Consider the following 14,029-nt stretch of genomic DNA (forward strand, 5'->3'; position numbering starts at 1 on the left):
CCCTAGTATAACATCCCATTTTTAAACGAGTTTCAACTACATATAAACTGAATGTAAACGAACCGTGAAAAAAATGTGTTGCACCGTTCACAATCAGTTTAAACTTATGTGGTATACTATGAGCACTTATGATATTACATCTTTTTAATTGAATTATAGGGAGGATTTACGGATATGTTTCACATTCTCGTGGTAGAAGATGATGCGAAACTGCGTTCCCTGTTCTGCACGGTACTCACCAACAATGGTTATCTGGCGCTTCCGGCAGAAAGCGGCGAAAAAGCATTATCTCTTTTAGATTCTGAATATGTAGATCTCATTATTTCGGATATTATGATGTCCGGAATGGACGGATATGAACTGATTGATCACCTGCGGACGAGTGGATTTACGATGCCGATCCTGATTATCACCGCCAAAGAGCGCTTTGAAGACAAGCAGCGCGGCTTTCAGGCAGGCACGGATGACTACATGGTGAAGCCGATCGATGTCAATGAGATGGTTCTGCGGGTTGGCGCCCTGCTCAAACGCGCCAAGATCGCGACGGAGCATCGGATTGTCTGCCAAAATACGATTCTCGACTACGATGCACTGACGGTCACGGTCAACGGGCAGGAGACGCTTCTGCCGCAGAAAGAATTTTATCTTCTATATAAATTACTTTCTTATCCAAATAAGATTTTCACGAGGCAGCAGCTCATGGACGAAATCTGGGGGCTTGACTCGACAACCGACGAACGGACGGTCGATGTGCATGTCAACCGGCTGCGCGAACGTTTTAAAAACTGCGATGATTTTATCATCATGACCGTGCGGGGTCTCGGCTATAAGGCGGTGAAAACAGAAGTATGATCGGCAAGAACTTTACCAAATATTTCCAGATTCCACTCTACTGGCTGACCCTCCTGGTCTTTTTCTTCCTGGTGTCCTCGTTGATACCGATGCTGACCGGATATTTTGTCTCGCTGCTCACAAGCGGAACAGATAAACACGAAGTTTTTCGGATTTTCGGTCCGAATTTTCCGCGCCTGATGTCATTTTTGAGCAGCCTTGCGTTCAGTATCGCGCTGTCGCTGTTCCTCTGGTCGAAAATCCTCCGCCCGATCGGTTCCATAAGCCTTGCCGCTAAGCAGGTAGCAGACGGAGACTTTTCTGTTCATGTGCCAAATTCGAAGTCTTTGCAGGCGATCTGTGAACTAACCGACAATTTTAACCGTATGGTGCAGGAGTTAAACAGCATCGAATCGCTGCGAAATGATTTCGTGACCACGGTTTCCCATGAGTTCAAGACACCGCTCGCCGCCATCGAGGGCTATGCGACACTGCTGCAGGATCCATCTCTCTCAGAGGCGGACCGGAATGAATACACGCGCATCATCATCGACAGCACGCGCCAGCTCACCACGATGACCGGCAACATTCTTCTGCTTTCCCGCCTGGAAAAGCAGGAGATCGTGACTGGCCGCACGACGTTCAGCCTCGACGAACAAATCCGTCAGGCGATTCTTCTGCTGGAACCGCTCTGGGAGAAAAAGCATCTGAATCTCGACATTGATCTGACGGCGTGCAAATTTTACGGCAACTGTGAGATGCTGCAGCAGGTCTGGATCAATCTCCTGCAAAATGCCATCAAATTCACCCCGGCTGGCGGTATGCTTTCTGCCAAACTCGTTATCACAGGAGATAAGGTGCGTGTCTCCATCCGCGATACCGGCGTCGGCATGGATGACGCCACGATGAAACGGATCTTTGAAAAATTTTACAGCAGGAACTCTGATCCCAATGAAAAGGGCAACGGGCTGGGACTTTCCATCACGAAACGGATCATCGACCTGATGCACGGTACCATCGAGGTATCCAGCCAGGTGGACGAGGGTAGCTGCTTTACAGTGATTCTGCCGCTTGAAAAAGCATAGAATCTCATCGGCAAAACATATTGTACCCGACAATCATCAGAGAAATGGCGATGCTGACCCATAGAAAATTCTTTGGGAAAATGAGCACCAGGGTCATGCCAAATCCCATTGAAAAAAGAACTAAACCAAATAAACGCTTCATAGAATGATACCTCTCTGAAATGTCTGTTTTCAAAAGAAGTTAAATAGCAGGCGATCATTGCCAGAGACATCTGACATTCGATCGTGTGCTATGATCATTCTATGAAGCGTTTTGATTTTAATTTCTTTATTTCTTCTCTTCCATCTCGCCCGCCATTTTCTCAGCTGTCTGCATCGTCTCCGCATCGATCGGTCCGGTGCTTCCGCCGACAAATTTATTGACAAGATCCGGTGCCATGTCAAGAACCTTGGTCAATGCATCCTGATGCTTGATATTGACCACCTTCGTCATGCCATTCTGAATGACCAGCACCGCGCTCGGCGTCATCTTGGCGCTCATGCCACCCGCATTCTTCTCTTTCGCCGACTGACCAAACGCGCCCGCCGCCATGCCGCAGGTTACATCCACGAGTGGAAGTATAATCGCATCGCCAACTGTCACCGGCTCTCCCACGACTGTCTTCGTCGTGACGAACTCATCCATACCCTGAAATAATGCACCGATTGTCGATGCAAACTGATTGTCTGCCATATTATCTTCCTCCTCGGTTTCTATATTTATAAACCTGTGTCCGTACATTCTTATCCATCCAGATCCGAAGCGCCATCAATGCCAGCACGCCAATCTGGACTCTGCCCCGGAACGAAAGCTCCCCGTCCAGCGCATTTGCATCCATGACTGGAGTCAAATCAATCTTCTTTCCGTAAACTGGATACAAAAAAGCCGCCACACTCAAAATTTGTCCCATCAAATAAGGATCCTCCACGCCAAACGTAACCTGCCCGGACAGCTTTCTGGGAAATATATGCCGCAGAACTCGCATGAGCTGGCGTTTGATCAGGCGAAATGACTTCTGATTTTCTTCATTTTCTATAAATGCAAGGACGGATTGGCGTTTGTGCTCCAGGTTGTTGATTCGGGTAAGCAGCTTTGAGAGGGATTGCCGCAGGGCGCTCCATTTTTGTTTGAACCAGCTAATGATTCTATGAAGGAACGATTCACGCTTTTCCTGGCTGGGATTTGATTTTAATTCATTCTTTGCCTGATGCGTTTCTCCTTCTGCCTCGGACACTCCCGCCTCCTTCACATCTGGAAATGCATCTGCATTCTTCACAGCTTGAGACATTTCCGCCTCCCTCTGCGCACTCCGTCTCTTCACCGCCTCCTCCAGCAGCCTGGCCGTTTCCTCCGCTTTCTCGATCGCGGCGTCTGTCTTCTCCGATGCTGCTTCCGCCCGCAAAATCAGTTCACCGGTGTCTAAATCAGCATCCTCTGTTTTCTCCTGCGCATTTACAAATTCCAGCTCATCCGAATCCGCTGCCTGCGTGCCTTCCCGCACACGCCCAGATTCCGTATCTTTCTCTTCACTCTCACTCCCGAAAATCCGGAATCCAGACAACTTAACCGCATATCGAAGCCCATTTTCATAAGCAATCCGCAGCGACACCGCATGAAGCAGCCAATGGATATGCAGATGCACGCCAAAATCCTTGATACTGTGGTAGCTTCCGTTCCCCCGGTATCGAATCGGGACAAATAAAACCGCCAGCAGGCACAAAAACAACAGTCCCAGAATGACAAGAAGCAGGATTCCGAGTATTTTCAAGATTATGAACAAAATATGCAGCAATCCATCCCCTCCCACTTCTTATTCTTTCATTGACAAATTCATGTATCAGCTCTGTATCATATGATGTTGGTGTCAAAAGACATTTTCAGTCCAAAAAATCTTCATCAAAGGCTGCAAAATACTTACCTCTTTTTCCTCAGCCTGTCTTCCTTCTCTCTCAGATACGTCTTCACATCAAATCCACCCGTCTCGCGGTACGTCTCATCCACAATCCGCCCCACCGTCTCCACGGCATCCTGGTAGCTCGCGCCGACCCCTACGATCAGCAGATCCGCCTGCTCCCGGTAATAATTCTGCCGGAGCACATAGGCAGGCAGGATATCAAGCAGGTTGTGTCCGCCTGAGGCAGGCGTGATCACGTGAACGCCCGGCTGTACCTTTCCGAGGCGGAGTTTCTGTAGAATCGAAAAACGATGCTTTTTAGCAGTTTCTCCCAGATACAGATATTTATACCAAATCATCGTCCCCGCCTCCTAAAAAAGGAGAGCCTGATCCATGGCGCTCTAAAAACAGCACGTTTCCGGCTATTTCACCCACCTGTCAGCTCTCCCTCCTTTACGTGATCAATCTTTTTTATAATTCTTAATAATCGACCGTCTCAGCAGATCCAGCGCCTGAATCACCGTCTGCTCACGCACCTTCTCGCGGTTTCCGCGGAAATGGTATTCCTCTACTTTGACTTTATCCTTCATATAACATGCGATATAGACGAGTCCCACCGGTTTCTCCTCGGTTCCGCCGTCCGGTCCGGCGATGCCGGTCACAGCGATACAGGCATCCGCATCCGTCGTAAATACACCGCCTGCAGCCATCTCACGCGCCGTCTGTTCGCTGACCGCGCCGTATTTTTTCAGGGTCGCCTTGCTGACGCCCAGGATCTTTTTCTTTGCCTTGTTGGAATACGTCACGTATCCCTCGTTAAAGACCTCTGAAGCCCCCGGCACGTTGACGATGCGTCCGGCGATCAGACCGCCTGTGCAGGACTCTGCGGTTGTCACAGTCAGGTCGTATTTCTTTAAGAGGCGGACAACGACATCCTCCAGATTCTCATGCTCATCCGTCGTGTAAACCGCATTACCGAACCGTTTCTTGATCTCTTTGATAACCGGTTTTAACAGCTGTTTTGCCGCGTCTTCGCTCTCGGCTCTCGCGGTCACGCGCAGATGTACTTCTTTCGTCTTTGCATAGGTCGCAATCGTCGGGTTCGTCTGATGGTCGATGAGGTCGAGAAGCATCTCCTCCACCTTGCTCTCCCCGTATCCGCAGATTTTGAGCATCTGGGAATAGATCACACAGTCAGATCGTTTCTGAATATAAGCACAAACCTGATCTTCCACCATCGGATACAGTTCGTTCGGCGGTCCCGGAAGAAGAATCGCGGTCTTACCGTTTTTCTCCAGGGCAAGTCCCGGAGCTGTGCCGTTTGTGTTGGAAAATACCACCGCGCCCTCCGGCACCAGCGCCTGACGCCAGTTGCTATCCGGAATATCGGTGCGCTTGCGCTGCCGGTACCAGTCCTCCAGATGTGCCCGCACCTCCGGATCCTCGACTAACGGCATTCCCATCAGCTCCGCGCAGACATCCTTCGTGATATCATCCTCCGTCGGTCCCAGACCGCCGCCGATGATAACGAGATCGGCTCTTGAGAGCGCCGTCCGGAAGACTTCTGTCATGCGCTCCCGGTTGTCCCCTACCGTCGTCTGGTAATAGACGTTAAGCCCCAGCTTTGCACACGTTTCCGATAAATACTGCGCATTGGTATTGACGATATTGCCAAGCAGCAGCTCTGTTCCTACCGAGATCAGTTCGACTATCATATCAGATACTCCCTTCTGTCAGTATTTTATGATTCTTGTAAATATAATCAACAAGTGACACAATCGTCAGCACCAGCGCGATCCAGACACAGATCGTCGTGACAAACGCAAGCGCCGGAATATCCAGAATCAACAACACCACCGATACCATCTGAAACGTCGTCTTAAATTTGCCCCAATAGCTGGCGGCGATGACAACTCCGTTGTCCGAGGCGATCAGACGGAATCCGCTGATGATAAACTCCCGGCTGATGATGATGATAACCATCCAGGCTGGAAGCGCGTTCAGCTCGATCAGGCAGATGAGCGCCGAGCACACTAGAAGCTTGTCCGCGAGCGGATCCATAAATTTTCCAAAGTTCGTAACCAGATTGTACTTTCTGGCAATCTTTCCATCCAGAAGATCGGTCAGGCTGGCTATGATAAACAGTGCCAGTGCAATCATACGGAAGGTATAGTTTTCACCATTCTGCCAGAGAAGGAAAAACACAAAAAACGGAATCATGATGACGCGAAGCGTCGTAAGCTTATTCGGTAAATTCATCAGCCAACTCTCCTATCAAATCATATTCGAGTGCTCCCGTTACGCGGACACGGCAGAAATCGCCGGACATCAGCGGAACATCCGCATTGACAAAAATCAAACCATCTACGTTCGGCGCGTCCTTATAGGTACGTCCCACGAAAGCATTCTCGTCTGCCACTTTTCCCTCGATCATAACCTCAAGCACACGGTCTTTCATATCCTCGGCTTTCTCAAAGGCAATCTCCTGCTGCAGCTCCATGATCTCGTCGCGGCGGTCTTCCTTGACCTCCTGCGGTACCTGATCCGGATATCCGGCTGCCGGTGTGTCCTCTTCTGCAGAGTATGCAAACACGCCCAAGCGGTCAAATTCCATCTCATCGACGAACCGCATCAGTTCCTCATGATCCTCCTGTGTCTCACCCGGGAAACCGGAAATTAAGGTCGTGCGGAGTGCAATATCTGGGATCTCTTCCCGCAGATGCGCGATCCGCTCCCGAAGCTCCGCCTGATTCGTGCGGCGTCCCATCCGCTTGAGAACGGCATCGCTCGCGTGCTGGATCGGAATATCCAGGTAATGACAGACTTTTTCTTCCGTCTTGATCGCCTGAATCAACTCCTCGGTGATCTCCTCCGGATAACAGTACTGGATACGGATCCATTCGATTCCATCGATCTGTGCCAGTTCATGTAAAAGTTTCGGCAGGGTCTTCTCTCCATACAAATCCACGCCGTAAAGCGTCGTCTCCTGTGCGACAAGAATCAGTTCCTTCACACCCTGATCCGCAAGCTCCTTTGCCTCTGCGAGAAGCTGCTCCATCGGCACACTGCGGTACGGTCCACGCAGGGACGGGATAATACAATAGGTACACCGTTTGTTACAGCCCTCGGAAATCTTTAAAAAAGCATAATGTCCGCCGGTCGTCACCAGACGTTTGCTCCGCATCTTCGTCTCCGGAAGTTCGGACAAATCGTGGAAATCAGATACCCTCTCACCCTTCAGCGCCTTCGCCAGCACCTTGCTGACCTCATCATAGCTGGTCGTACCGAGAATACCGTCCACCTCCGGCACCTCCTGCAGGATCTCTTCCTTGTAACGCTGTGCCATACAGCCGCTGACTAAGAGCGCCTTGCAGGTTCCGCTCTTTTTGTACTCTGCCATCTCTAAGATGGTGTTGACACTCTCCTCCTTGGCATCGTTGATAAAGCAGCAGGTATTGACCAGAATGACATCTGCCTCCTGCTCGTCATCGGTAAACGTGTACCCGTCCTGGCTCAGCGAACCCAGCATACGCTCTGCATCAACCAGGTTTTTATCGCAGCCAAGGGATATACAAAGTAATTTCATTCAACTCTCTCCTAATACCATATTTAAAAAATTTCTGTAACCATAATCGATTTGAACCGTCACAAAAATTCTATATCGTAACTGTTCAGTACCTTCACAGTCACGCGCAAAAATCCATTAAAAATTGCCTACGGCAATGGGATTTTTGCCTGCTGGCCCATGTTTTCGTACGGTCAGCGCAGTAGATGCGCAGACCTACTGAACAGTTACTCTATATCTAAGAAAAGACCATCTCCATGTACATAATGAACACGGGACGGTCTTCTGTCACCTTTTAGACCTCTTCCTCCGGGGAATCGTTCTCTGCTACAATTTTAACCTTAGAATGGTACAGCTCGTCGATCGCGATCGAAAGCGGTTTTCTTCCATTCTCAATGACCAGTGCCTCATCACCGGCGATCAGCTGTCTTGCACGCTTTGCAGTCGCAATTACGATGGAGTAACGGCTCTGAATCAGCGGTTCTTTCCCCGGCTCAGCCTCTTTGTTTACAACATTAATTAAGTCAAGATATGACGGACGCAGCATCATAATACATCTTTCTCCTTTCAGAATTGCTTCATCTCTTCTTTTATTTTTTCAATCAAAGTCTTGTGATTTTCTGTTCTGGCATGCATCGCCTGAATCAGTGCGTGCATTTCTTCTACACAGCGGTCTACCTCATCATTCACCAGAATGAAATCGTAGTCATCCATCTGCTTGGACTCCTCCGCTGCTCTCGAAAGCCGTGCGGCAATCTTCTCAGGTGTCTCGGTTCCACGACCTGCCAGCCGGTTTCTAAGCTCCCCGGCACTCGGCGGCGTGACAAAAATGAGAACTGCCTCCGGGAATTTCTTCTTGATTTTCAGGGCACCCTGAATCTCAATCTCCAAAAGGACATCCTTGCCCGCTTTCAGGTTGGAAAACACATACTCCTTCGGTGTGCCGTAATAGTTTCCGACATACTGGGCGTATTCGACCAGCTCATCGTGTTCGATCATCTGTTCGAACTCTTCCCGGGTCTTAAAGAAATACTCTCTTCCATCAACCTCGCCCTCGCGCGGTGCGCGGGTGGTCGCGGAGATGGAAAGGGCATAATTGTCATACCGCTCCAGCAATGCACGCATCAATGTTCCCTTGCCTGCCCCTGAAAATCCGGATATAACTGCCAGTACTCCCTGATTATCCATATATTTCGCCTGCTTTCTAAATTCTATCTATTATTACAATATTTCATATTCTCCGTATTTTCACCGCCAACGGCAGCTTTCCGTGAATACCTCTTCCAGCATGATCGGCTATTCAATATTCTGAATCTGCTCTCTGACTTTCTCGATCTCTGTCTTGAGTGCAATCGCACAATCGGAAACCTCCAGATCGTTTGCCTTGGAAAGGATCGTATTCGCCTCGCGGTTCATCTCCTGTGCAATGAAATCCAGCTTACGTCCGACACTTCCGCCCTCCGTCAGCTCCTTGCGGGTCGCCTCGATATGGCTTCTCAGGCGGACCGTCTCCTCATCGGTGCAGATCTTGTCTGCAAAAATCACAACCTCTGCCGCAATCCGGCCTTCATCGACGCTGCTTCCTTCCAGAAGCTCTTTCACCTTATCTTCCAGTTTCGCCCGGTATTCTTCCACGATCTTCGGGGAACGTTCTTCAATCTGATCGACCAGCGTTACCATATAGTCCAGCTTGCCAAGCAGATCCTGCTTCAGATTCTCACCCTCGCGTGTGCGTGTCTCGACAAATTTCTCTGCCGCCTCGCCGATCGCCTTTTCGAGAATCTGCCACATATGCTCCTCGTCCTCCGGCACCTGTTCCATCGTAAAGACCTCCGGACACCGTGCAAGACGCATCACCGTCGCGTCATTCGGAATCCCAAGCTCGTCCGCCATCTGACGGAAATAATCCATATACTCGCCGGCCAGGGAACGATTGTACTTTAAGGACATCTTCTCATCCGTATAATCTTCATAGGAAATAAAGACATCTACCTTTCCCCGCTGAATGTATTTCTTGAGCTGCGCGCGAATCGCCGCCTCAAAGTAATTAAATTTCTTCGGCATCTTAATGCTGAGATCCAAGTAACGGTGGTTTACCGCCTTCATCTCCACAGAAATCTTATATTCATCCGTTGCCATCTCGCATCGGCCAAATCCAGTCATACTTTTAAGCATAGTGACGCCTCTCTCTTTCATCCATAGATAATGGTATTATAATGCAAATCGCCGCAAGCGTCAACTGAATTTAAAAGTGATTGTTTTTCGTGTCTTCTTTCATTATAATAGTAGATACTACACAAATAAAGGAGCACCAAAACCATGGCATTTGACGGAATTGTAATCGCAAACCTGGTTAAGGAGTTTAGTGACGCGCTTACCGGCGGCAAGATCGCAAAGATCACGCAGACCGAGCGCGATGAACTTCTTTTTACCATAAAGAACTTCCGGGAGACGAAACGGCTTCTTCTCTCGGTCAACGCAAGTCTTCCTCTGGCATATCTGACGGATACCAACAAGCAGGGACCGATGACTGCCCCGAATTTCTGCATGCTGCTTCGCAAGCACATCGGAAGCGGACGCATCGTGTCGGTCAGCCAGCCGGGTCTGGAACGCTGTATTCATTTTGAGATCGAACATCTGGACGAGATGGGTGACCTCTGCCGCAAGCTGCTTATCGTCGAACTGATGGGAAAATACAGCAATATCATTTTCTGCAGCCCTGACGGCACGATCCTCGACAGTATCAAACATATCTCCGTGCAGGTCAGCTCCGTGCGCGAGGTTCTGCCGGGACGGCAATATTTCCTCCCGCAGACGGTCACGAAGCAGGATCCGCTGACTGCATCTGCCGATGATTTCGCCGCCATTCTGGCACAGTCACCGGCACCGGCAGGAAAAGCCATTTACACGAATTTCACCGGTATCAGCCCGGTCATGGCAGAAGAATTCTGCTATGAGGCATCGATCGATGCCGACCGCCCCGCATCGGAACTGAATGAGCTGGAGCGCACGCACCTCGGTCACACGCTGGAACTGGCAATGGAATCCATCAAAAATGGACAGTTCTCGCCCTGCATCGTATACCGTGAAGATGAGCCAATGGAATTTGCTGCTCTCCCATTGACCTCGTTCCCGCCGGAATATCAGGTCGAACACTTTGATTCGATCAGTAAAGTGCTGGAAACCTACTATGCGTCCAAGAACGTCATCACACGAATCCGCCAGAAATCCTCGGATCTGCGCCGGATCGTCCAGACTGCCCTGGAGCGCAATTATAAAAAATACGATTTGCAGCAGAAACAGTTAAAGGACACCGAAAAACGGGATAAATACAAGCTCTACGGCGAGCTGTTAAACACCTACGGTTATGAGCTGACCGGCGGCGAAAAAGAACTTGTCTGCACGAACTACTACACAGGAAAAGAGGTCAAGATCCCGCTTGACCCGCAGCTGACCGCCCGCGAAAATTCGCAGAAGTATTTTGACAAATATGGAAAACTCAAACGTACTTTCGAGGCTCAGAGCCAGCTCATTGAGGAGACGAAGCAGGAGATCGAGCACCTCGAATCCATCAGTACCTCCCTCGATATTGCCTTAAAGGAGGAAGATCTGACCCAGATTAAGCAGGAGCTGACGGAATATGGCTTCATCAAAAAGCACGGTCCGGCTGGAAAGAAAGTGAAAATCACAAGCCGTCCATTCCACTACCTTTCCTCCGACGGATTCCATATCTACGTCGGCAAAAACAACTACCAGAATGAGGAGCTGACCTTCAAGATCGCGACTGGAAATGACTGGTGGTTCCACGCAAAAGGAATTCCGGGTTCCCATGTCATTGTGAAATCCGAAGGAAAAGAGCTTCCGGACCGCACCTTCGAAGAAGCTGCCGGGCTGGCTGCCTACTATTCCAAGGGACGGGAAAATGAAAAAGTTGAGATCGATTATGTACAGAAAAAGCAGGTCAAAAAAGTAGCGGGCGCTGCTCCGGGATTTGTGATTTATCATACGAATTATTCGATGATGGCGACGCCGTCGAATCAGCTGGAAGAACTGCCATCATAATGCCGCCTGAAAAAAGACAATGTCTATATTTCTGCAATTCACAATGAGTCCAGTAAAAAACGCCACAGGCACACAACCCATGGCGTTTTTTTACTGGACTCAAATGAACTTAGCGAATCTCGCTCTTACCACCCATATACGGACGCAGAACCTCCGGAATGCGGACAGAACCGTCTGCCTGCAGGTTGTTCTCTAAGAATGCGATCAGCATACGCGGCGGAGCTACTACCGTGTTATTCAAGGTGTGTGCAAAGTATTTGCCGTCTTTGCCGTTGACACGGATCTTCAGACGTCTTGCCTGTGCATCACCTAAGTTGGAGCAGCTTCCAACCTCGAAATATTTCTTCTGACGCGGGGACCATGCCTCTACATCAACGGATTTTACTTTCAGATCAGCCAGGTCTCCGGAGCAGCACTCCAGAGTACGAACCGGAATATCCATGGAACGGAACAGGTCCACGGTGTTCTTCCACAGTTTGTCATACCACATCTTGCTGTCTTCCGGTTTGCAGACTACGATCATTTCCTGTTTCTCAAACTGGTGGATGCGGTATACGCCTCTCTCCTCGATGCCGTGAGCGCCCTTCTCTTTACGGAAACACGGAGAATAGCTGGTCAGTGTCTTCGGAAGCTCTTCCTCCGGAACTACGGTATCAATGAATTTACCGATCATAGAGTGCTCGCTAGTACCGATCAGGTAAAGATCCTCGCCCTCGATCTTGTACATCATCGCATCCATCTCATCGAAACTCATAACGCCGGTTACAACATTGCTGCGGATCATGAACGGCGGGATACAGTAGGTAAATCCACGGTCAATCATGAAATCTCTTGCATATGCGATAACAGCAGAATGAAGTCTTGCGATATCGCCCATCAGGTAATAGAAACCATTTCCAGCTACCTTTCTGGCACTGTCCAGATCGATGCCGTTAAATTTCTCCATAATCTCGGTGTGGTACGGGATCTCGAAATCCGGTACAACCGGCTCGCCGAAGCGCTCGATCTCTACGTTCTCGCTGTCGTCTTTACCGATCGGAACACTCGGATCAATGATGTTCGGGATGGTCATCATAATCTTTAAGATGCGCTCGCCAAGATCCTTCTCCTGCTCTTCCAGCTCAGACAGGCGGGCAGACTGCTCTGCTACCTGTTTCTTCAGCTCTTCTGCTTCCTCTTTCTTTCCCTGACCCATCAGAGCGCCGATCTGTTTTGCAATCTTGTTCTTGTTCGCACGCAGATCGTCTGCTTCCTTCTTCGCTGCACGGTTCTTGGCATCCAGCTCAATTACCTCATCTACCAGCGGAATTTTCTTGTCCTGGAACTTATTTTTAATATTCTGCTTTACAATGTCAGGATTTTCTCTGACGAATTTAAGATCTAACATATCTTCCTCCTACTGTTATGCAATTAACTGCACGAAAACTAGTTATAATTATACTACAACTTTGTACGAATGAAAAGCCCTGTTTCAAGAGTTCCTCTGTTCGTTACTGTTCACGCATACGTGAACAGTAACGGAATTTGCCGTGGCTTCGCATTTAAATACGGCAAATTCCTGCTGCCACCACGTTTTCTTACGGCACTTTCGGTTCCAAAAGTGCCTACCCGTGAACTGTAACCTCTGTTCTTCTTGATACAAAACAGGATAGACTGCCCATTATATTTAACTCAACTTCGTCAAATAGGACAGACACGCCTCCAGGCACAGTCCGTCCTGCTCCGGGGCACCAAGTTCTTCTGTCTTTTCCACACATTTTTTTGTAAAAGCTGCCGCCCGTCTGACGGCTTCCTCCATCGGCACACCTCGCACCATGCTGGCACCGATGACTGCTGCAAAGACATCCCCGGTTCCGTGGTAATTGCCCGCTACAAATTTAGTTGCATGAAAGACCGGATCCTTGCCGCGCTCATGGATCACGTTGAGGACCTGTTTGCCCTTGACCACGCCTGTCAAAATGACTGACCGCGCGCCCAAAAGATGAAGCTTCCAGGTCAGATCTGAGAGCTTGCGCTTACTCCATCCATTTTCCTGATACAGCGTGTCCGTCAGGGCACAGGCTTCAGTCAGGTTTGGCGTAACAACGTCCGCATACTGCATCAGCTCCCGCATCGCCTCGATCAGATCCTCGTCACAGACGCTGTAGAGATGTCCGTGGTCGCCCATCGTCGGATCTACCAAAACCTGCGTATTTTCCCGTTTAAAATCCCGGATAAAATCTGCCACGATCGACGCCTGTCTGGCAGAACCTAAGAATCCAGTCATGATTCCGTCCATCTCAAATCCCATCTTCCGCCACGGCTCCAGGTATGCCTCCATCCGATCGGTATAATCATCCATATAGCATTCCGGATATCCCGCGTGATTGGACAGCACCGCCGTCACCACCGGACAGCACTGTACCTTGAGGGCGCTGATAACCGGCATCGCCGCCGTCAGCGAACAGCGCCCGTAGCCTGACAGGTCATTTAAAACTGCTATTTTCTTCTGCATTCCTTCCATGTATACTTTTTCCTCATTTTCTTAATTTTAAGATACCAGGGTCAAAAGGTCAGAAGTTCGACGCAAGCTTGCCTGCAGGAGAATTTTTGACCTTGGGACCCGCCAAAAA

At 49.5% G+C, this 14,029-nt stretch carries 14 protein-coding genes; 3 read left to right on the forward strand and 11 right to left on the reverse strand.

What is annotated here, in order from left to right; all coding sequences use genetic code 11:
* Positions 1-174: 174 nt before the first annotated feature.
* Positions 175-852 (forward strand): response regulator transcription factor, encoded by a 678-nt coding sequence (locus tag DWV73_RS02550; RefSeq protein ID WP_117795504.1) that lies wholly within the window; start codon positions 175-177, stop codon positions 850-852.
* Positions 849-1,916 (forward strand): HAMP domain-containing sensor histidine kinase, encoded by a 1,068-nt coding sequence (locus tag DWV73_RS02555; protein ID WP_117795506.1) that lies wholly within the window; start codon positions 849-851, stop codon positions 1,914-1,916. Before DWV73_RS02550 ends, DWV73_RS02555 begins: the two co-directional genes overlap by 4 nt.
* A 268-nt stretch (positions 1,917-2,184) precedes the next feature.
* On the opposite strand, the gene DWV73_RS02560 is transcribed toward DWV73_RS02555, so the two are convergent.
* The 9 genes from DWV73_RS02560 to DWV73_RS02600 form a co-directional block, all read right to left on the reverse strand.
* Positions 2,185-2,589 carry a GerW family sporulation protein gene (locus DWV73_RS02560; RefSeq protein ID WP_022360264.1) on the reverse strand — a complete coding sequence of 135 codons (405 nt, stop codon included), beginning with the start codon at positions 2,587-2,589 and terminating at the stop codon, positions 2,185-2,187.
* A gap of 1 nt (position 2,590) precedes the next feature.
* Positions 2,591-3,664 (reverse strand): hypothetical protein, encoded by a 1,074-nt coding sequence (locus DWV73_RS02565; protein ID WP_207661031.1) that lies wholly within the window; start codon positions 3,662-3,664, stop codon positions 2,591-2,593.
* A 146-nt stretch (positions 3,665-3,810) separates the two neighbouring features.
* Complete coding sequence (locus DWV73_RS02570) at positions 3,811-4,149, reverse strand: hypothetical protein (protein WP_022360266.1); 339 nt, start codon at positions 4,147-4,149, stop codon at positions 3,811-3,813.
* Between the two features lie 102 nt (positions 4,150-4,251).
* Positions 4,252-5,505, reverse strand: coding sequence for a competence/damage-inducible protein A (locus tag DWV73_RS02575; RefSeq protein ID WP_117795510.1), 1,254 nt, complete (start codon positions 5,503-5,505; stop codon positions 4,252-4,254).
* Position 5,506: 1 nt separating this feature from the next.
* Positions 5,507-6,049 carry a CDP-diacylglycerol--glycerol-3-phosphate 3-phosphatidyltransferase gene (gene pgsA / locus DWV73_RS02580; RefSeq protein ID WP_117795511.1) on the reverse strand — a complete coding sequence of 181 codons (543 nt, stop codon included), beginning with the start codon at positions 6,047-6,049 and terminating at the stop codon, positions 5,507-5,509.
* The gene (rimO, locus tag DWV73_RS02585; RefSeq protein WP_117795512.1) at positions 6,033-7,376 is read right to left on the reverse strand and encodes a 30S ribosomal protein S12 methylthiotransferase RimO; all 1,344 of its coding nucleotides are present in this window, start codon (positions 7,374-7,376) and stop codon (positions 6,033-6,035) included. The genes pgsA and rimO overlap by 17 nt, the downstream gene beginning before the upstream one ends.
* Positions 7,377-7,650: 274 nt before the next feature.
* The gene (gene rpoZ / locus DWV73_RS02590) at positions 7,651-7,905 is read right to left on the reverse strand and encodes a DNA-directed RNA polymerase subunit omega (RefSeq protein ID WP_022360270.1); all 255 of its coding nucleotides are present in this window, start codon (positions 7,903-7,905) and stop codon (positions 7,651-7,653) included.
* 17 nt (positions 7,906-7,922) lie between these two features.
* Entirely contained in the window at positions 7,923-8,543 is a 621-nt protein-coding gene (gene gmk, locus DWV73_RS02595) for a guanylate kinase (protein WP_022360271.1), read from the reverse strand.
* A gap of 108 nt (positions 8,544-8,651) precedes the next feature.
* Positions 8,652-9,530 (reverse strand): YicC/YloC family endoribonuclease, encoded by an 879-nt coding sequence (locus DWV73_RS02600; RefSeq protein WP_117795514.1) that lies wholly within the window; start codon positions 9,528-9,530, stop codon positions 8,652-8,654.
* A 144-nt stretch (positions 9,531-9,674) separates the two neighbouring features.
* Here DWV73_RS02600 and DWV73_RS02605 point away from each other — a divergent pair, with 144 nt between their 5' ends.
* Positions 9,675-11,417 (forward strand): NFACT RNA binding domain-containing protein, encoded by a 1,743-nt coding sequence (locus DWV73_RS02605; RefSeq protein WP_117795516.1) that lies wholly within the window; start codon positions 9,675-9,677, stop codon positions 11,415-11,417.
* Between the two features lie 109 nt (positions 11,418-11,526).
* Here DWV73_RS02605 and serS read toward each other — a convergent pair whose 3' ends face one another.
* Both serS and DWV73_RS02615 read right to left on the reverse strand, forming a co-directional pair.
* On the reverse strand, positions 11,527-12,804 hold the full coding sequence (serS, locus tag DWV73_RS02610) for a serine--tRNA ligase (RefSeq protein ID WP_022360274.1): 1,278 nt from the start codon (positions 12,802-12,804) through the stop codon (positions 11,527-11,529).
* 279 nt (positions 12,805-13,083) lie between these two features.
* Positions 13,084-13,911 carry a pyridoxamine kinase gene (locus DWV73_RS02615; RefSeq protein WP_242995709.1) on the reverse strand — a complete coding sequence of 276 codons (828 nt, stop codon included), beginning with the start codon at positions 13,909-13,911 and terminating at the stop codon, positions 13,084-13,086.
* Positions 13,912-14,029: the final 118 nt, after the last annotated feature.

Source organism: Clostridium sp. AF12-41 (assembly GCF_003461685.1).
Classification (GTDB): domain Bacteria; phylum Bacillota; class Clostridia; order Lachnospirales; family Lachnospiraceae; genus Otoolea; species Otoolea fessa.